Genomic DNA, 18,395 nt, shown 5'->3' on the forward strand with positions numbered 1-18,395 from the left:
CGATAGTCACCCACGCAGGCGGTCGCGGTGACGCGCCAGCCAATGGGCCAGAGTCAACAGCGGTAAGTCTTTGAATTCACCGCGATCCACCATGGCAATAAACATGTCAAATGGTAGAACACGAGAGCGTATATCCTCACCTTCGGTGGTCAGCCCTGCGGTTATTGCGGGATCTGTCAAATCACCAAGCCCGACATAGAGATAGACGTACTCGGTCGACGACCCGCTGGAGGAATAACCTCCTCCTGCGCTATGCAGAGCATCGAAAGCGATGCCTGCCTCCTCCATTCCTTCACGATGTGCGGCCTGCTCTGGCGTTTCACCAGGGTCGATCATGCCTGCAACCGGCTCCCACATCCAAGGTTCGGGATCATCGATCAGATAGACTGGGGCGCGGAACTGCTCGATCAGCAACACGGTATCTCGCACCGGATCATAGGGGAGAACGATTACCGCGCTGCCTTGCAACAGCGCGCTTCGGTTCAGCGTCGGCCCCATGGTTCCATCGTATTGACGGTGTTGCAGGTCAATCTCTTCCATCGCGAAGTAGTTGACATGGGCGCGGTGATGGCGATGCACGATAACATCCTTGGACACATCGCGCGCATCCCCGGTTCGCCGCTGCCGTGCGAAGAGTTTTGCCCAGGCCCGCGTCTGAATCGCCGGCATGCTGCGCGCCATATCCGAAGGCGCAACCCGCCCGAGATAGCTCATTTCCTCCTCGGCGGCGAGCGCGGTGACGTCACCGAGGCGTTCAACCCACCCGTCCAGAGACCAAGTCCCATCCGCCACCCAGGCCGTAGGTTCGGGAAAAAACACCTGAGCCTGCGCCCAGGTTCCATCCTCTAGCGTCACTGCCAAAGGCCTCAGATCATAGTCGAACCCGCCCTCGTAATAAGCCAGTCGATCCAGATCCGCTTGCGTGAGGCCTTGCACGAACAATCCCAAAGCCTGTTCATCATCTGCCTGTTGAATCATTGGGAAGTCCTGTCCCTGAACCGCAGAGACGAAGTGGCCTCGCAGGATGGCAGGTGTCAGCGATAGCTCAGACGAAGAGCGCCCCAGAACGGCCTCCAACAGCGGCACATGCCGCAGGGTTCCATAGAAGAACAAATCGGACACGAGAGGACAGGCTTTCGTTAAGTGTTCACATTCAGCGCCATCGGCGGCTTGCTATTTCTGTCAGCAAACCGGTGGCAACGGCCCCAACACCCAAGGTGATCAGGATTTCGGGCGCGAGCAACTGTTCACCGAATTCGACGCCAATCTTGAATATGGCAATCAGCGCCTCGAAGGGGCCATCATAACGGTGGCGCATGGCCAACCGGAACATCTCATAGGTGCCCTGAACAAAAAGGCCCCAAAACACCAGTGAAGCCACGCCAGTCAGGCCGTTGTTAATCCCGGCCGTCCAGCCTCGGCCAGCGCGCTTGCCCATGATTTTCCAACCGCAGATCCAACCCAAGGCGATGTTGACCACGGTAAAATACCCGTAGTCCTTCCCCTCTTCTCCGTTTGCGATAACCATGCTGGACACGATGAACGCCACCACCACAAGACAAGCGGCGGCGACAAGGCGACTGGCGGTGGGCATGTATGACTTCCGTTCGTTAACTAGGCTTTGCTATGGTGATCTGTGTCACATCGCAATTGCCCGTGTCAAAGGCTGCGCCGCAGGCCGTCAAATAATAATTCCACATGCGGCGGAAACGCTCATCAAATCCCATCTCCGAGATCTGGTCCCACTTGTCGTTGAACGTATCAAACCATCGCCGCAAGGTCAGGTCATAGCTCTTGCCGAACTCCTTCGAGCGCACGACATTCAACCCCGCCTGATCAATCTGCTGTCGCAAGATCGTAGGTGATGGCAGCATTCCGCCCGGAAAGATGTATTTCTGAATGAAATCAACGCCGTTCTTGTAGTAGTCCCAGCGATGATCGCCCACGGTGATGATCTGCAACGTGGCTTGCGCCCCCGGCTTTAACCGTTCCCGCACAGTATCGAAATAGACCGGCCAGTATTTCTGGCCCACGGCCTCAAACATCTCGATCGAGGCAATGCCGTCGTATTGCCCTTGTTCGTCGCGATAGTCTTGAAGTTTCAGATCAACCAGATCGGATATACCTGCCTTATCAATGCGTTGTTGTGCGAACTTCAACTGCTCTTGACTGATCGTCAGACCCGTCACACGCAGGCCACGCTCTTTCGCGGCATATTCGGCGAAGCCGCCCCAGCCACAGCCGATCTCAAGCACATGATCGCCTGGTTTGACGCCCATCTCATCGACCATGCTGGCGTATTTGGCGGTCTGCGCCTTCTCGAGGCTCTCCTGCCCTGTCTCGAAAATGGCGCTGGAATAAGTCATCGTATCGTCAAGCCAGAGCGCATAAAAATCGTTCCCCAGATCGTAGTGATACGAGATATTCTTCTTGGCCTGTTTGCGATTGTTCCGATGCAACCAAAACCTCAGGCGCTCATAGGCCTGCACGAGAAACTTGCCAGTGAACCCATCGTAGGCCGTTTCACTGCCCATATGGACCAAATCCATAAAGGCGCGCAAATCAGGCGTACTCCAATGGCCCTCCAGATAAGCGTCGGAAAAGCCAAGCTCACCTTCCCGGATCAGGCGGGCGAACACGTCGGGATCGTGAATTTCGACCTCGGCAACCGGTCCTGGCTTTGAGCCCTCAACACGGAAGGTCCGTCCGTCGGACAAAGTGATATCCAAGCGCCCGGCTTCCATTTTGCTCAGCATCTTGAAAACCTGCGCGAAATATCTGGGCAGACCTTTTTGGCCTTCGGTCGTTGTCAAGATCATCCGCTCTCCCCTCTGCGGTGGTTGATGCAGGCTAGGACGCAATTGTGTTTGTGGCAAGTTTTCAGTTCCTTACTGGTTTTTTCGGCGTTCATACGCGGCCAGCGCGCGGGCGCGACCTGTTGGCAGATCGACCACCGGTGGCGGGTAATCCGCCTTGGGGTTCAGTCCCCAGGAACGGGGCGTGGCTTCAAAGTAGGACAAGGCCGTCTCGGACGGGTTTGGCCTGCCTTCGGCGATCCACTGTTTTAAATAGACACCCTTGGGGTCGAACTTTTCCTGCTGAGTAACGGGATTGAAAATGCGGAAGAACGGAGACGCATCCGGTCCGGACCCCGCGACCCATTGCCAGCCCATCGCGTTGCAGGCCGGGTCCCAGTCGATCAGGCAATCCTCGAACCACTCCATCCCGATTTTCCAATGGGTCATCAGATGCTTGGTCAGGTAACTTGCCACGATCATCCGGGCGCGGTTGTGCATCCGCCCGGTCACATACATCTGCCGCAGACCCGCATCCACAACCGGAATGCCGGTTCTGGCTTGCAGCCAAGCCTTCACCTCGGGCGCATCTCGGGCCTCGTTCCATGGAAAAGCGTCCCATTCTGGCTTCCAGTTGCCCGACACCAGCTGAGGCGTGTGGTACATCAGATGATAGGCGAACTCGCGCCAGACAAGCTGTCGCAGAAATGAACCAGTGCCTTGGGTCCCTTCGAAAGCCGCGCGTTGCACGCGATGCCAAGCGGTACGCGGGCCGATCTCACCCAATGAGAGGTATTCGGACAGGTTCGAAGTCCCATCAAGATCCAGCCTGTCACGGTCGGCGCCGTAATTCGCGATCCGGTTCAGGAACCCCTCCAGATGATCAAGCGCCGCTTGTTCGCCCGGTTGCACATAGGGTTTGACGATCTTCGCCCCTCGGTTCATCGCTGCGCCAAGGTGCCAGGTCGCCAGATCGTCCGAGGCGGGCCAGTACGCGGGGGCGATTAGCCGGGTCGGCGCGGCCTCGGGCGGAGGGACCTCACGCCCCTGCACTGCGCGCCACATCGGGGTGAATACGCGAAACGGTTGACCGGCTTTGGTTGCAACCGTCCAGGGTTCGAACAGAAGATGACCGGCAAAGGATTTGGCCTCGATCCCCTGCTCTTTCAGCGCCGATTTGACCTTTGTGTCCCGCGCAATCGAGGCCGGATCGTAAGCGCGCGACCAATACACATCCGTCGCTCCGGTTTCAGCGATCAGCAGCTGCAACTGTGCCAACGCATCGCCCCGCCGCAGGATAAGACGGCTGCCAATGTCGTTCAGCGAGCGTCCAAAGACCTCAAGCCCCAGCCCAAGCCGCCACTTCGGGGCCGCGCCAAGGGTGTGCACCAGATCATCACACAGGAACACCGGCACCAAGGGACGCCCCGTCGCGACCGCGGCAGCAAGCGCCGGATGATCGCTTAGCCGCAGGTCACGCCTGAACCATAAAATGATCGGAGGTTGCCCGTCTTCCATATTCGCCCCGCCGTTTTCTTTCCACTACGGAGCATATCGAAAACTGGATCACAAAACCCGGTCAAGTGCATTCAATAACTGATCAATTTCCAGTTGGGACGTGTAGTGCGTGAAGCTGACCCGCAACACGCCTTGATCCGGATCAACCCCCATCGCCTGCAAGGCGCGTACAGCATAGAAGTCACCACCGCCGGCCATCACGCCATGCGCCGCCAGCTCAGCCGCCACAGCAGCGGCCGGTCGACCCAAAGCCAAGGCAACGGTGGGCGCGCGCCGCGTCGCCTCGGACGGGCCGAGCAGTCGCACTGCGTTTCGGTTTTTAACAGCATCAAGCACCGGTTGCAGCAGCGCCACTTCGTGATCGCGCATCAGGTCATGGGCGAAAGCGCCTTGCGCGGCGGCACCCTCAGTTGGGCCGCCATGGTGGGTGCTGAGCAGCGAGATATAATCCGCCATCCCCGCGCTGGCCGCTATTTGCGCATGGTCCGGGCCTGCCGGAGTGAACCGTTTATAAAGAGTATCGCCGTTGAAATAATGCGCCTGATTGGGCAGCAACTCACCCAGAGCACGCCGGATGACCATGCAACCCTGATGTGGGCCGTAGGTCTTGTAGGCCGAGAAAAGATAGATATCCGGCCCCAGATCACCCACATTCGGAAACCCGTGCGGCGCGTAGGACACGCCGTCCACGCACACAAAAGCGCCAGCAGCATGGGCAATGGCGGTGATCTCGGTCACCGGGTTGATCTCACCCACCACGTTCGAGCAATGCGGGAAGCAGACCAGCCGAGTTTTTTCATCCAGCAGGTTTTCCAGATCCTGCGGGTTCAGAGATCCCGTTTCGGGATCAATCTTCCACTCGCGCACTTCGATCCCGGCCTCGACAAGGCGTCTCCACGGGCCGGAATTGGCTTCGTGATCTTGATTGGTGACAATAATTGCTTCGCCGGGGTTCATCCACTGACGGAAGGCCTGTGCCAGAACGTAGGTGTTCTGGGTGGTCGAGGGACCAAAACTGAGTTCGTCAGTCTCAACCCCAAGAATCGCTGCCATCCGGGCGCGAGCCTCGTCCATTTCTGCACCCGCAAGACGGCTGGCCTCGTAGGGCGCGTATGGCTGCACCTTTCGCTGAGTGTAAAACCGCGTCAGCCGGTCGATCACTGGCTGGCAGGTATAAGACCCACCTGCGTTCTCGAAAAAGGCCTGCCCCTGAAGGCTGGGTTCGGCAAAGGCCGGAAACTGAGCCCGAACGAAATCAATATCCAACGCTGTCATGGCCAGACCTTTCGATGAGTGGAGAGAACGGTAGCAGCTGAGTTCGCGTTTTTAGCCTTCAACCTTGGTATAGGTCCCCTCACCGGCCAGAATGCCCCGGAAACCGCCCGGCTCATCCAGACCGAACACGATCAGCGGCAGGTTGTTGTCACGCGCCAGCGCAATGGCCGAAGCATCCATGACCCGCAGCCGTTTGGCCAGTACGTCGTCGTAAGAAACCGTGTCATACCTCTTTGCATCGGCATGTTCTTTCGGGTCCTTGTCATACACCCCGTCCACGCCGTTTTTGCCCATGAAGATCGCCTGACAGGCCATCTCATTCGCGCGCAGGGTCGCGGCCGTATCAGTGGTAAAATACGGGTTGCCCGTACCAGCGGCAAAGATACAAACCCGTTTCTTTTCAAGGTGGCGCACGGCGCGGCGGCGGATATACGGCTCGCAGACCTCATCCATACGGATGGCCGAGATCACGCGGGTAAATACCCCGATCTCCTCCAGCGCCGACTGCATCCCGAGCGCGTTCATCACGGTCGCCAGCATCCCCATATAGTCGGCCGTGGTCCGTTCCATCCCCTGGGCCGAGCCGCTGAGGCCGCGGAAGATATTGCCGCCCCCGATCACCATACAAATCTCTACGCCCAGATCGTGGACCGATTTCACCTCCTGCGCGATGCGCTGGACGGTCGGCGGGTGCAGGCCGAATCCCTGATCACCCATCAACGCCTCGCCGGAAATCTTCAGCATCACGCGATCATACTTGGGTTTTTGGGTGTTGGGGGACGAGGTCAGGCTCATATTGCGCTCCGGGCTGGCACGGGTTTATTTTCCGGCGCAAAATGAAGCAAAACGACCGCAGGTTCAATGCGGATACTGAGGGACCATGACCAATCACCCCACCGCATCGATTTGGGACCGGCTCCCCGAGATACCGGATGACAAGCCGGTTCTGATCGCTGGCCCGACAGCCTCGGGCAAGTCCGAGCTGGCGCTGCGCATTGCCGAAAGGTTCGGAGGGGTGATCGTCAACGCCGATGCAAGTCAGGTTTACGATTGCTGGCAGGTGATCTCGGCGCGCCCCTCGCCGGACGAGGAAGCGCGCGCGCCGCATCTCCTCTATGGTCACGTCGCGTTTGATCAGGAGTATTCCACTGGCCACTGGCTGCGTGAGGTCACACCACTGCTGACGGGCAGCCAGCGCCCGATCATTGTCGGCGGCACCGGGCTGTATTTCACCGCTTTGACGGAAGGAATGGCCGAGATACCGCCAACACCCCCGCATGTGCGCCAGGATGCCGATCAGATGGACTTGGCCCGGCTGATGTCGGGCGTGGACGCTGAAACCCTGATCCGGCTGGACACCAACAACCGCGCACGCGTTCAGCGCGCGTGGGAGGTTCAGCAGGCAACCGGACGCAGCCTTGCATCCTGGCAAGACGACACTCCGCCGCCCGTGCTGGCCCTGCAGGACACAGTGCCCATTGTCTTTGACGTCGACAAATCATGGCTGCTGGACCGCATCACCCGTCGGTTCGATCATATGTTGGAGAGCGGCGCTTTGGACGAAGTTGCGGCCATGCGCGACCACTATGATCCGTCGCTACCCGCCTGCAAGGCCATCGGGGTGCCGGAACTCATGGCCTATCTTGATGGCTCAATGACATTGGAGCAAGCACGCGAACGGGCCACGATCTCGACCCGTCAGTTTGCGAAACGCCAGCGCACATGGTTCCGGGCGCGTATGAAGGCGTGGAATCACCTCGATTTATCAAACTGATACGAAACGCAGTTGATTCCCTGTATCCAATCTGGCTGCCCGCCGGAATGAACCAATATTTCCAGTACTTTCGGCGCTTGGCTTCCATGAGTTGGCGTCATGCCCCACGTCGGGAACCGGTAAGAAACACTGGACAAGTGACGCGCAACAACTGCCCATACATGTCGTTTTTTTGCTCTTCATGCCGCATTCGAACATTGACGTCCTTCGGATTCTGTTGCCGAATACCGACATGGGGAATTCCAACGTTCAAAAAACCGAACCCTTCAACCTTCGCCTTGGCCTGAAAAACGCCGGCTAGGTTCGTTCAATCCATGCAAAAAAACAAATATGTCACAGGGAGAGACATTCATGACTAACCATACAACAAAGGGAACGTCGGTGCACTGGGCCGCAGAGATGCACGCCCAGGAATACCGCGACGGCAATCTTAGCCGCCGTGAGTTTATGGCCCGCGTCACCGCACTGGGCGTTGCCGCTCCGGTCGCCTACGGCATGATCGGTCTGCAATCACCCGCAGCCGCAGCTGAGCCGCAACAAGGCGGTACCATCCGTTACCAGATGGAAGTCCGCGCACTCAAAGACCCACGCACCTATGACTGGACGCAGATTGCGACCTTCACGGCGGGCTGGTTGGAGTATCTTGTCGAGTACAACAACGACGGTACGTTCAAGCCCATGTTGCTGGAAAGCTGGGAAGCCAATGACGACGCCACTGAATACACGCTGAACGTCCGCAAGGGCGTCAAGTGGAACAACGGTGACGACTTCACCGCCGAAGACGTGGCTCGCAACATCGAAGGCTGGTGTGACGCGACGCTGGAAGGCAACTCGATGGCCTCGCGCATGGCGTCACTGGTCGACGAAAGTACACAGAAAGCCTCTGATGGCGCCATTACCGTTATCGATTCGCACACCGTTAAACTGAAGTGCAACACGCCGGACATCACCATCATCCCCGGGATGGCAGACTATCCGGGTGCTATCGTCCACAGCAGCTTTGACCCGAATGACATGCTGTCGAACCCGGTTGGCACAGGCTTCATGATCCCCGAAAGCCACGAGGTCGGCGTGAAGGGCGTTCTGGTCCGCAACGAAGGCTTCGACTGGTGGGGCTACGAAGCGGGCAAAGGTGGCTACATCGATCGGATCGAATTCATCGACTATGGCACCGACCCTGCCGCCTTCCTGGCCGCTTATGAGGCCGAAGAGATCGACATGAACTGGGAGTCGGTCGGTGAATTCGTCGACATCTTCGACGGCATCGGTCTTGTCCGCTCGGAAATCCCATCGGGCTTTACCATCGTGATCCGCCCGAACCAGCTGGCAGAAGATGCGGACGGCAACAAGATCTACGGCGACAAGCGGGTCCGTCAGGCTCTTGCCATGGCGGTGGACAACGAGGTTTGTCTTGAACTCGGCATGTCCGGTTACGGCATCCCAGCTGAAAACAGCCATGTCGGTCCGATGCATCCGGAATATGACTCGTCGATCACCCGCATCCCCTATGATCCGGCCGGCGCTAAGGCCCTGATGGAAGAAGCGGGCATGGCTGACTTCGAGCACGAAGTGCAGTCCATCGACGATGACTGGCGCCGGAACACGACTGCTGCGGTTGTGGCCCAGCTGAACGACGCAGGAATCAAGGCCAAGCACACGGTTCTGCCGGGCTCGACCTTCTGGAATGACTGGACCAAGTACCCATATTCCTCGACCAACTGGAACCACCGCCCGCTGGGTACACAAATCCTAGCCCTCGCCTACAAATCGGGCGTCGCTTGGAACGAATCCGGTTTCTCCAATGAAGAGTTCGACACGCTGCTGGCCGAGGCGAACTCGCTCGCTGATGTCGACATGCGCCGCGAGGTAATGGCGAAGCTGCAAGCGATCATGATCGACGAAGGTGTTGTCATTCAGCCTTACTGGCGGACTGCAATGCGCCACCATCGCGACAACATGGTCGGTGTCGAAAAGCACATCGCGGACCTGCCGCAGCTTTACAAGTTCGGCCTGACCTCCTGACCCAAAACAAACAAGGGCCGCGCCGCACTGGCGCGGCCCTTCGTCCTCAATACGGCGACCATAAGAATAGCAACGCGTGAGGCGGAATGCCCTCCACGCCAGCCGACCAACAGGGGCTAACATGGGACTTTTCATTTTAAGGCGTGTGGGGATTATGCTGCTGACAGCATTGTGCCTGACATTCCTGGTTTTTTTCCTCACCAATCTCTACCCGAACCTGGAAAAGCTAGCGAAAACGCAGGGCAATTTCCGGATGTCGGATGAGCAGGTCGAGAGCTTTTTGGAAAAAGGCGGATACCTTCAGTCGACGCCAATAAAATACGGCGAGTGGCTGGGCGTTCTGCCTTCGTACCGGCACACGAATGAGGACGGCACCGTTCAAGGCCGATGCATTCTACCGGGCAAAACCGCCGAAGAGTCTCCTAATTTCTGCGGCATCCTTCAGGGCTACTGGGGGTATTCGACGGTCTTCAAAGAAGAAGTCGGGACCGTTGTCGGCACTCGGCTGGCTTTGACAGGCCGGCTGATGTTCTGGGTAATGCTGCTGATGGTCCCCTCGGCCCTGATCCTAGGCATTCTGGCTGGGATGAAAGAAGGGTCGGCCACGGACCGGACCCTTTCGACCTTTGCCATTACAACCACCGCGACGCCGGAATACGTCTCTGGTGTGATCTTCATCGCGATCTTCACGTCATCCGCTGTGGGCCTGAAATGGTTCAAGGGCACGGCGACGCAAGCGATGGAGAACCCGACGTTCGAGAACTTCTTCTTACCGGTTCTGACGATCGCGCTTTATGGGATGGGCTATATCGCCCGCATGACCCGCGCCTCAATGACCGAGGTAATGACCGCGCAATATATCCGCACCGCGCGCCTGAAGGGTGTCTCGTTCCCGAACATCGTCATGAAACACGCGCTGCGGAACGCTCTGATCGCGCCGTTTACCGTCATAATGTTGCAGTTCCCATGGCTGCTGAATGGCGTGGTGATCGTCGAGACCCTGTTCAACTACAAGGGCTTTGGCTGGGCGCTGGTGCAGGCGGCGGGGAACAATGACATCCAGTTGTTGCTGGCGATCTCGGTCGTGTCGGTCTTCGTGGTGCTGGTGACGCAGCTGATCTCGGATATCGGCTATGTCTACCTCAACCCGCGCATTCGCATTTCTTAAGGGAGGGTCAGATCATGGAACCACTTACCTGGACCGGCTCTATCGCCTTCCTCAACCCGCTACTCGCGCTGGCACTGGGTGTCATGGCCCTGTCCATCGTCGTCTGGATGCTGGCCAGCATTGTGCTGCCCGAGGATCAGATGACGGTGAACCCAGATGGTACGTTGACCTCAAGCTCGGGCCTGCGGAACATGATACAGGCCGCGCTGCGCTATAGCTTTATGGCCAGCGTGGCGATCGCTGTCGCCTATGTCGTGCTGGGCATCCTGATGGGTACCAGCGCCGGGATCATTGGTGCGATTTCGCAGCAGTTCCTGCCCGTCTGGCTGTCACTGATCATCCTGTATGCGATGTCAATCGCGTTCAAACGCAAGCTGGGCCTTTACGGCAAGCTTTTCGACAGCCCCATCGGCATGATCGGTTTTGGCCTTGTGATGTTCTGGGTCTTTACCGGCATCTTTGGCGCACTTGATCTGATCGTGACCCATGACCCGCTTGCGCAGGTCTCGGGCATGAAGAACAAGGTACCCGGTACGCCGCTGCCAAATCTGGAGGACGGCCAATATGCCTGGTACCTTCTGGGCGGAGACAATCTGGCCCGCGACGTATTCAGCCGGATGGTAAAGGGCGCGTGGATTGTGGTTCAGATCGCGCCGCTTGCCACGATGTTTGCCTTTATGGTCGGGATCACGCTGGGCCTGCCTGCCGGTTACTATGGCGGTCGCCTCGATACACTGTTGTCGTTCCTTGCAAACCTGATCCTCGCCTTCCCTGTGATCTTGCTGTTCTACCTCTTGGTGACACCCGAGATCGTGGCGACCGGTGTGCCGAACTATATGGCAGCCATCCTGTTTGTCTTCCCGATCATCTTCCTCGGTGTCCTGCTGAATTCGCGCTACTACACGCGTCCGAATTTCCGAACACCTCTGCTGATCGGCGTTCTGGGCGTGGCGCTGTGGTTCTACCTGTCACTGATTTCGACCGGAGGCTACATTATCAACACCGACAGCTACCGCATCTGGGGTCTGCCGACCTATCTGGATTTGTTCGACATTCCGGGCGGTATTCTGGTCGTGTTCGTCTCGGTGGTCTTCGTGAACTCTCCCACGGTGTTCCGCATCGTGCGCGGGTTGGCGTTGGATATCAAAACCCGCGACTATGTGGCTGCGGCCCAAACGCGTGGTGAGGGTCCGTGGTACATCATGCTGTGGGAAATCCTGCCGAACGCGCGTGGTCCGCTGATCGTCGATTTCTGTCTGCGGATTGGCTATACAACCATCCTTCTGGGGACCTTGGGTTTCTTCGGTTTGGGCTTGCCGCCCGAAAGCCCGGACTGGGGCTCGACGATCAACGAAGGGCGCAAGCTGCTCTCGATCTATCTGCACCCTGCCCTTCCGCCTGCTTTGGCCCTGTTGTCACTGGTTCTGGGTTTGAACTTGCTGGCAGACGGTCTGCGCGAAGAAAGTCTGAAGGACTGATGTGATCAAGGCCGGGGGCTCTGCCCCCGGACCCCCGAGGTATTTTTAGCCAGATGAAGGGGATCCCCCCGGACTCTCGCGAGGAGTAACAAGATGAACAAACTGGCGGACTATGACGGGCCTATTCTTGAGATCGACAAGCTTTCGATTTCCTTTTTTACCCGGCTGAGGGAAATTCCCGCCGTTATGGATTTCTCGGTAAGTGTGCAGCCGGGTGAGGCTGTCGGGCTGGTGGGTGAATCCGGCTGCGGCAAGTCTACGGTGGCGCTGGGTGTCATGCAGGATCTGGGCAAGAACGGGCGCATCGTTGGCGGCTCGATCAAGTTCAAGGGGCGTGATCTGGGTGAAATGACCACCGAGGAACTGCGCGACATTCGTGGCAATGAAATCGCAATGATCTATCAGGAGCCGATGGCCTCGCTGAACCCGGCGATGAAGATCGGCAAGCAGTTGATGGAAGTGCCGATGATCCATGAGGGCGTTGGACAGGAAGAGGCTTATGCGCGTGCTTTGGAGGTCGTCACGGATGTGCGCCTGCCCGATCCAGAGCGGATGCTGAACTCATTCCCGCACCAGTTGTCGGGCGGCCAGCAGCAGCGGATCGTCATCGCGATGGCGTTGATGTCGAAGCCTGCCCTGTTGATTTTGGACGAACCCACAACAGCGCTGGACGTGACCGTTGAGGCTGCCGTGGTCGAGCTGGTCAAGGATCTGGGCAAGAAATACGGCACCTCGATGCTCTTCATCTCGCACAATCTGGGGCTGGTTTTGGAAACCTGCGACCGGCTGTGCGTGATGTATTCGGGCGAAGCGGTCGAGCGCGGCTCGATCCACGATGTGTTCGACGAGATGCAGCACCCTTATACGCAGGCGCTCTTCCGCTCGATCCCCTTGCCCGGTGCCGACAAGAACGCGCGCCCGTTGGTGGCTATTCCGGGGAACTTTCCTCTGCCACATGAACGTCCGCCAGGCTGTAACTTTGGCCCGCGCTGCGACTATTTCGAAGAAGGCCGCTGCGACGCTCAGAACATCCTGATGGAGGCTGTGCCGGGCAATGATCGCCACCATACGCGCTGCCTGAAGTTCCAAGAGATCGACTGGAACGCGCCGATCACCGTTGGAGAGCAAAAGGAAAAGGGCGAGATCGGTCGGACCGTTCTGAAGATGGACAACCTAAAGAAATACTATGAGGTGGCGGCCAACGCTCTTTTTGGAGGCGGTACGACCAAAGTGGTCAAAGCCAACGAGACGCTGAGTTTCGAAGCCCATGAGTCTGAGACACTGGCCATCGTGGGTGAATCCGGTTGCGGCAAATCCACCTTCGCCAAGGTTCTGATGGGGCTTGAAACGGCGACCGACGGGCAAATACTGTTGGACAACCGAAATATCGAGGCCGTTCCGATTGAAGAACGCGACGCCAAGACCGTGGGTGAAGTTCAGATGGTGTTCCAGAACCCGTTTGACACTCTAAACCCTTCGATGACCGTCGGGCGTCAGATCATCCGGGCGCTTGAGATCTTCGGGGTCGGCAATTCCGAAGCTGAGCGCAAGAAGCGCATGCTGGAACTGCTGGATCTGGTGAAACTGCCCCGCGCCTTTGCGGACCGGATGCCGAGACAACTCTCGGGTGGTCAGAAACAGCGTGTCGGTATCGCGCGCGCCTTTGCGGGTGATGCTCGGATTGTGGTTGCGGACGAACCGGTCTCGGCCTTGGATGTGTCGGTGCAGGCGGCGGTGACCGATCTGCTGATGGAGATCCAGCGCGAACACAAGACCACGCTGCTGTTCATCAGCCATGACCTGTCGATCGTGCGCTATCTCAGCGACCGTGTGATGGTGATGTATCTCGGCCACGTAGTCGAACTGGGCACAACCGATCAGGTCTTCTCGCCCCCGTATCACCCCTACACCGAGGCGCTGCTGAGCGCGGTTCCGATTGCCGATACCTCAATCGAGAAGCAGCATATCGTGCTGGAGGGCGATATTCCTTCAGCTATGAACCCACCGCCGGGTTGCCCGTTCCAGACGCGCTGCCGCTGGAAATCCGAGGTGCCCGACGGGCGTTGTGAATCAGATGTCCCGCCTGTGAAAACTCTGGCCGATGGCCATCAGGTAAAATGTCACCTGGCCGAGGATGTTCTGGCCCGAATGGAGCCCGTAATCAAAATCGCTGCGGAATAGGCGCTTGTACGAACTTGAAAGGCCGGTCACTGACCGGCCTTTTTCGTTGAATACTACTGACAAATTGCGCTGTTCTGCGCCTTAACCGCCCCAGATCACCTTCACGTAATTCTGGGTTTCCGCGTAGGGCGGAATGCCGCCGTGTTTCTCAACGGCCTTTGGACCAGCATTGTAAGCCGCAAGCGCCAAGGGCCACGACTTAAACTTTCGGTATTGCCACGACAGATACCGCGCGCCCCCTTCGAGATTCTGCTTGGGGTCATGCGGGTTGACGCCCAAAAGCTGGGCCGTCTGCGGCATCAGCTGCGCCAGACCAAGGGCCCCTTTGTGAGATTTCGCTGCAGGGTTCCAGCCGCTTTCCTGTTGCACCAGACGCAAAAACAGCTCTTCCGGGATGTTGTGTTGGCGGGCTGCTTGGCGGGCAAGCTTCAGGTATTCTCCTCGATACTTCCCAGTATAGCGCTTGTCGAAACGCCCCTGCGCCACTTTCGGTTTAAGCCGCTCAGATCCGCGATACTGCGTCGCCGCGCGCGAGTCCAACACTTTGGATTGCTTGAGAAATATGTCTTTTCTATTCTTAGTAGACAGTGTCTGGGCCTGCACCGGGGCCGTAGTCAGCAGCAGACACACACCGACAAAACCTAAAACCAAAGACCGCATAAATGCCTATCCTGCCCGATCCGAAAACAAGCGGAGTATATGGTCCCTCCGCCTGAATTAAAAGCGTGCAGAACGGGGCAAACAGATTCTTGTTCGACACTGTGTCATCAACGTGTTTTCACCCTGATGCAGGCCGTATAGGGTCTCTGGCATATTCAGCGCCAGATTCGGCGCATTCAAGTGAGAGCAAAGCGGGGAACTACATGGCGGGTTCAGTTAACAAGGTCATTCTGGTCGGAAATCTCGGCGCTGATCCGGATGTGAGAACTTTTCAGAACGGCGGAAAAGTTTGCAATCTCAGCGTTGCGACTTCGGAAAACTGGAAAGACCGCAATACAGGGGAACGTCGCGAACGGACGGAATGGCACAGGGTCGCAATCTTCAATGAAGGTTTGGTTCGGGTTGCCGAGCAATATCTGAAAAAAGGCTCCAAGGTTTATCTTGAAGGTCAACTGCAAACCAGAAAATGGCAGGACCAATCTGGACAAGAACGCTACACGACGGAAATTGTCTTACAGGGCTTCGGATCGACCATGGTAATGCTTGATCCCCGTGGAGAAGGCGGAAGCAACTACGGTGGTCGCCAATCGGGCGGCTACGGCGGCGGACAGGCTGGCGGCGGCTACGGCGATCCTTATGGCGCACCGTCCGGCTCACCTGCCCCCGCATCCGGCGGAATCGACGACGACGAGATTCCGTTCTAAACGAAACGGAGACACAACATGGCATGGTCCTTCGCTCTCGGCCGTCTTCTCGGGTCCGAACTGAGGGTCCATGTCACCTTTTTCCTGTTGTTGGCCTGGGTCGGATTCGCGGCCTATTCCAGCGGAGGTTGGCCGGCCGCGATCGAAAACCTGATCTTCGTGTTGGCCCTGTTTGCCTGCGTAGTGGCACATGAGTTCGGCCACGCCCTGATGGCGCGCCGCTTTGGCATCAAAACTCCTGACATCACGCTGTTGCCCATCGGCGGTCTGGCCCGGTTAGAGCGTATGCCGGAAAAACCGATGCAAGAGGTCTGGGTGGCCCTCGCCGGTCCGGCCGTCAATGTCGCGATCTGGTTGGTTCTGGTGGCGTTTGGTGCCGGGATGCCCTTTGAGACGATTAGCCAGATAGAATCCGCAAACATCGGGATGCTGGACCGTCTCGCCTACATCAATCTTCTGCTGGCCGCGTTCAACATGATCCCCGCCTTCCCGATGGATGGAGGTCGCGTTTTCCGAGCCCTCCTCTGCCTTCGTCTGGACCGCGTCACAGCCACGCGCATCGCGGCGCTGAGCGGTCAGATGCTTGCCGTTGGGCTCGGGTTTTACGGACTCAGTTCGGGCAATCCGATCCTCGTCGTGATTGCGGTTTTTGTGTTCTTCGCGGCCAATGCGGAAAGTCAGGATGTGGCGCTGCGCTCGGCCACGCGGCATGTTTTGGCGCGTGATGCGATGATTACAGAATTCCACGCGCTGTCGCCTCAGGACACATTGAATACAGCCGCACAGGCCGTGATCCATACAACGCAACATGAGTTTCCGGTTCTGGACGACAAAGGCCACCTGCAGGGCTTCGTAACCCGAGATCACTTGTTCAAGGCGCTGGCGGGCGATCAACCACGCTCTGAACCCGCCGTTTCGATCATGGAGCGTAACATCCCGCAGGTCGGCTTGACCGCTGGATTGGCAAAGGTCCTGGACGGGTTGCACAAAGGCGCGCCGGCGGTCGCCGTGATCAATCGCACCGGGCTTATGATCGGCTATATCACCCGTGAAAACATCGGTGAGTTGATGGTTATCCGAGGGCGCTGACCGTCTCGTCAGACGGACGCCAACGCATCCTCTAGTACCGAGAGGACTGCCTCACGCGGGACATCCGAGGTGACAAAGGCCTGACCAATCCCTCGCGCCAAAATGAAACGCAACTGACCGTCGATCACCTTCTTGTCCTGCGCCATCAGGTCCACCAGGGCCTCGGCTCCGGGAAGATCACCGGGAATATCGGCCAGATCGGTTTTCATCCCCATAGCCTTCAAATGCGCCCGCACTCGGCTTGGGTCTTCCTGCGAACACAGGCCCAGTCGTGCCGACAATTCAAAGGCCAGCGCACAGCCGATGGCAACGCCTTCGCCATGCAACAGCCGGTCGGAATACCCTGTCGCGGCCTCCAACGCGTGACAGAACGTGTGCCCGAGGTTCAAAAGCGCGCGATCCCCTTGCTCGGTCTCGTCACGCGCGACGATATCTGCCTTCATCTGGACCGATCGCGTGACAGCACGCACCCGCGCAGCCATATCGCCTGAGGAGACATCGGTTCCGTTCCCTTCAAGCCATTCGAAGAATTCGGCGTCGCCCAGCAGCCCATATTTGACCACCTCTCCATAGCCAGACAGGAAATCACGCTGGGTCATCGTGCCCAGAACCGAGGTGTCAGCCAGCACCAAGGAGGGTTGATGAAACGCTCCGATCAGGTTCTTGCCCTGCGGCGCGTTGATCCCGGTTTTACCTCCGACCGAACTGTCGACTTGCGCCAGCAACGAGGTCGGGATTTGAACGAAACGCACGCCACGGCGCAGCACAGCGGCAGCGAAACCTGCGAGGTCCCCGATCACTCCTCCACCAAGGGCGATGACGATGTCCCGCCGTTCGACCTTTTCGGCCAGAAGCCATTCAACCGCGCGTTCAAAATGCGGCCAGCTTTTGGTCGCCTCACCTGCGGGCAAAGCCAGTGAGGACATCTCAATCCCCGAAGCCGCCAAACCGTCGCGCAGGGCCTCCAGATGAAGGGCGGCGACGTTTCCATCGGTCAGAACGGCAACTTTCGGACGGTGCAGTAAAGGCGCGATCCACGCGCCGGATTGCGCCAGCAGGTCCGGGCCAATCTCGACATCATACGAGCGTTCGCCCAATTCCACATGTACGGTTTGATGCATCTAATTTCGTTCCAAAACATCAGGTCGCGCCAACAGGGCGTCGACCACGCGGTCCACCATATTGTCGATCGCGGTCTCCCCATCCGAGGCCACCGTCAGATCGGCCTCGGCATAGACCGGGACACGCGCCTCGTACAGCGCCTTCAACGTCGCATAGGGATCGTCCGTCCTCAGCAACGGTCGGGTATCCTTGTGACGCACCCGGTTCCACAACACGTCAAGATCCGCCCGCAACCAGACCGAGGCACCCCGTTCGGTGATCATGTCGCGGTTGCCCTCGGACAGAAACGCGCCGCCACCCGTCGAAAGAATACCTTTCTGCTCATCCAGCAAGCGACCGATAACCTGGGTTTCCTTGGCGCGGAAAAACGGCTCTCCGTCGCGCTGGAAAATCTCGGGGATGGTCATATTGGCGGCTGATTCGATCTCGGCGTCGCTATCGAGGAAAGGAACACCCAGCCGCGCCGCTAGTGCGCGGCCCACAGCGGTCTTTCCGGCCCCCATCATGCCCACAAGAACAACGGTTTTGTGCAGATCAAACCCGCCCTGTGTGCCTGCCGAGTGTTTGTTATGCTTAATTTCGCTCATTTAACCGTGAATGACGTGATCT

General features: G+C 58.2%; 16 protein-coding genes. 7 read left to right on the forward strand and 9 right to left on the reverse strand.

The genetic code is table 11. The features are described from left to right. Positions 1-6 precede the first annotated feature (6 nt). From ACP15L_RS04095 to pyrH, 6 genes are all read right to left on the reverse strand, one after another. Positions 7-1,122, reverse strand: a complete 1,116-nt coding sequence (locus ACP15L_RS04095) for an NUDIX domain-containing protein (protein WP_425083240.1) — start codon at positions 1,120-1,122, stop codon at positions 7-9. Between the two features lie 31 nt (positions 1,123-1,153). After that, positions 1,154-1,594, reverse strand: coding sequence for a TrgA family protein (locus ACP15L_RS04100; RefSeq protein WP_425083241.1), 441 nt, complete (start codon positions 1,592-1,594; stop codon positions 1,154-1,156). Positions 1,595-1,610: 16 nt separating this feature from the next. Beyond that, positions 1,611-2,819 (reverse strand): class I SAM-dependent methyltransferase, encoded by a 1,209-nt coding sequence (locus ACP15L_RS04105; protein WP_425083242.1) that lies wholly within the window; start codon positions 2,817-2,819, stop codon positions 1,611-1,613. A 69-nt stretch (positions 2,820-2,888) separates the two neighbouring features. After that, positions 2,889-4,313 (reverse strand): cryptochrome/photolyase family protein, encoded by a 1,425-nt coding sequence (locus tag ACP15L_RS04110; RefSeq protein WP_425083243.1) that lies wholly within the window; start codon positions 4,311-4,313, stop codon positions 2,889-2,891. Positions 4,314-4,361: 48 nt separating this feature from the next. Continuing rightward, positions 4,362-5,588, reverse strand: a complete 1,227-nt coding sequence (locus ACP15L_RS04115) for an aminotransferase class V-fold PLP-dependent enzyme (protein ID WP_425083244.1) — start codon at positions 5,586-5,588, stop codon at positions 4,362-4,364. A 51-nt stretch (positions 5,589-5,639) separates the two neighbouring features. After that, the gene (gene pyrH, locus ACP15L_RS04120; protein ID WP_170469717.1) at positions 5,640-6,383 is read right to left on the reverse strand and encodes a UMP kinase; all 744 of its coding nucleotides are present in this window, start codon (positions 6,381-6,383) and stop codon (positions 5,640-5,642) included. Positions 6,384-6,468: 85 nt separating this feature from the next. On the opposite strand from pyrH, the gene miaA reads away from it, so the two are divergent. The 5 genes from miaA to ACP15L_RS04145 all read left to right on the forward strand — a co-directional run bounded on the left by miaA (position 6,469) and on the right by ACP15L_RS04145 (position 14,211). Next, positions 6,469-7,362 (forward strand): tRNA (adenosine(37)-N6)-dimethylallyltransferase MiaA, encoded by an 894-nt coding sequence (gene miaA, locus ACP15L_RS04125; protein WP_425083245.1) that lies wholly within the window; start codon positions 6,469-6,471, stop codon positions 7,360-7,362. 351 nt (positions 7,363-7,713) lie between these two features. Next, positions 7,714-9,384: an ABC transporter substrate-binding protein gene (locus ACP15L_RS04130; RefSeq protein WP_425083246.1), complete on the forward strand. Its 1,671-nt coding sequence runs from the start codon at positions 7,714-7,716 to the stop codon at positions 9,382-9,384. Positions 9,385-9,505: 121 nt separating this feature from the next. Continuing rightward, on the forward strand, positions 9,506-10,552 hold the full coding sequence (locus tag ACP15L_RS04135; protein WP_170376750.1) for an ABC transporter permease: 1,047 nt from the start codon (positions 9,506-9,508) through the stop codon (positions 10,550-10,552). A gap of 14 nt (positions 10,553-10,566) precedes the next feature. Further along, positions 10,567-12,030 carry an ABC transporter permease gene (locus ACP15L_RS04140; protein WP_425083247.1) on the forward strand — a complete coding sequence of 488 codons (1,464 nt, stop codon included), beginning with the start codon at positions 10,567-10,569 and terminating at the stop codon, positions 12,028-12,030. 93 nt (positions 12,031-12,123) lie between these two features. Further along, positions 12,124-14,211 carry an ABC transporter ATP-binding protein gene (locus ACP15L_RS04145; RefSeq protein ID WP_170551194.1) on the forward strand — a complete coding sequence of 696 codons (2,088 nt, stop codon included), beginning with the start codon at positions 12,124-12,126 and terminating at the stop codon, positions 14,209-14,211. 81 nt (positions 14,212-14,292) lie between these two features. On the opposite strand, the gene ACP15L_RS04150 is transcribed toward ACP15L_RS04145, so the two are convergent. Further along, positions 14,293-14,871 carry a lytic transglycosylase domain-containing protein gene (locus ACP15L_RS04150; RefSeq protein WP_170660343.1) on the reverse strand — a complete coding sequence of 193 codons (579 nt, stop codon included), beginning with the start codon at positions 14,869-14,871 and terminating at the stop codon, positions 14,293-14,295. Positions 14,872-15,074: 203 nt separating this feature from the next. Here ACP15L_RS04150 and ssb point away from each other — a divergent pair, with 203 nt between their 5' ends. Together ssb and ACP15L_RS04160 are read left to right on the forward strand one after the other, a co-directional pair. Next, complete coding sequence (ssb, locus tag ACP15L_RS04155) at positions 15,075-15,575, forward strand: single-stranded DNA-binding protein (RefSeq protein WP_425083248.1); 501 nt, start codon at positions 15,075-15,077, stop codon at positions 15,573-15,575. A gap of 18 nt (positions 15,576-15,593) precedes the next feature. Beyond that, the gene (locus tag ACP15L_RS04160; protein ID WP_425083249.1) at positions 15,594-16,664 is read left to right on the forward strand and encodes a site-2 protease family protein; all 1,071 of its coding nucleotides are present in this window, start codon (positions 15,594-15,596) and stop codon (positions 16,662-16,664) included. A gap of 8 nt (positions 16,665-16,672) precedes the next feature. Here ACP15L_RS04160 and aroB read toward each other — a convergent pair whose 3' ends face one another. Further along, the gene (gene aroB / locus ACP15L_RS04165; RefSeq protein WP_425083250.1) at positions 16,673-17,785 is read right to left on the reverse strand and encodes a 3-dehydroquinate synthase; all 1,113 of its coding nucleotides are present in this window, start codon (positions 17,783-17,785) and stop codon (positions 16,673-16,675) included. After that, positions 17,786-18,373, reverse strand: a complete 588-nt coding sequence (locus ACP15L_RS04170; RefSeq protein WP_425083251.1) for a shikimate kinase — start codon at positions 18,371-18,373, stop codon at positions 17,786-17,788. Positions 18,374-18,395: the final 22 nt, after the last annotated feature.

The sequence above is a fragment of the Ruegeria profundi genome, from assembly GCF_049800715.1.
GTDB classification, from domain to species: Bacteria; Pseudomonadota; Alphaproteobacteria; order Rhodobacterales; family Rhodobacteraceae; genus Ruegeria; species Ruegeria profundi_A.

Excerpts from the sequence above, each read along its gene's own strand:
- ACP15L_RS04130 (WP_425083246.1), top strand. The coding sequence starts at position 7,714 with ATGACTAACCATACAACAAAGGGAACGTCGGTGCACTGGGCCGCAGAG.
- ACP15L_RS04115 (WP_425083244.1), bottom strand. The coding sequence starts at position 5,588 with ATGACAGCGTTGGATATTGATTTCGTTCGGGCTCAGTTTCCGGCCTTT.
- ACP15L_RS04100 (WP_425083241.1), bottom strand. The coding sequence starts at position 1,594 with ATGCCCACCGCCAGTCGCCTTGTCGCCGCCGCTTGTCTTGTGGTGGTG.
- ACP15L_RS04150 (WP_170660343.1), bottom strand. The coding sequence starts at position 14,871 with ATGCGGTCTTTGGTTTTAGGTTTTGTCGGTGTGTGTCTGCTGCTGACT.
- ACP15L_RS04135 (WP_170376750.1), top strand. The coding sequence starts at position 9,506 with ATGGGACTTTTCATTTTAAGGCGTGTGGGGATTATGCTGCTGACAGCA.
- ACP15L_RS04140 (WP_425083247.1), top strand. The coding sequence starts at position 10,567 with ATGGAACCACTTACCTGGACCGGCTCTATCGCCTTCCTCAACCCGCTA.
- ACP15L_RS04105 (WP_425083242.1), bottom strand. The coding sequence starts at position 2,819 with ATGATCTTGACAACGACCGAAGGCCAAAAAGGTCTGCCCAGATATTTC.
- ACP15L_RS04170 (WP_425083251.1), bottom strand. The coding sequence starts at position 18,373 with ATGAGCGAAATTAAGCATAACAAACACTCGGCAGGCACACAGGGCGGG.
- ACP15L_RS04110 (WP_425083243.1), bottom strand. The coding sequence starts at position 4,313 with ATGGAAGACGGGCAACCTCCGATCATTTTATGGTTCAGGCGTGACCTG.
- pyrH (WP_170469717.1), bottom strand. The coding sequence starts at position 6,383 with ATGAGCCTGACCTCGTCCCCCAACACCCAAAAACCCAAGTATGATCGC.
- aroB (WP_425083250.1), bottom strand. The coding sequence starts at position 17,785 with ATGCATCAAACCGTACATGTGGAATTGGGCGAACGCTCGTATGATGTC.
- ssb (WP_425083248.1), top strand. The coding sequence starts at position 15,075 with ATGGCGGGTTCAGTTAACAAGGTCATTCTGGTCGGAAATCTCGGCGCT.
- ACP15L_RS04160 (WP_425083249.1), top strand. The coding sequence starts at position 15,594 with ATGGCATGGTCCTTCGCTCTCGGCCGTCTTCTCGGGTCCGAACTGAGG.
- ACP15L_RS04145 (WP_170551194.1), top strand. The coding sequence starts at position 12,124 with ATGAACAAACTGGCGGACTATGACGGGCCTATTCTTGAGATCGACAAG.
- miaA (WP_425083245.1), top strand. The coding sequence starts at position 6,469 with ATGACCAATCACCCCACCGCATCGATTTGGGACCGGCTCCCCGAGATA.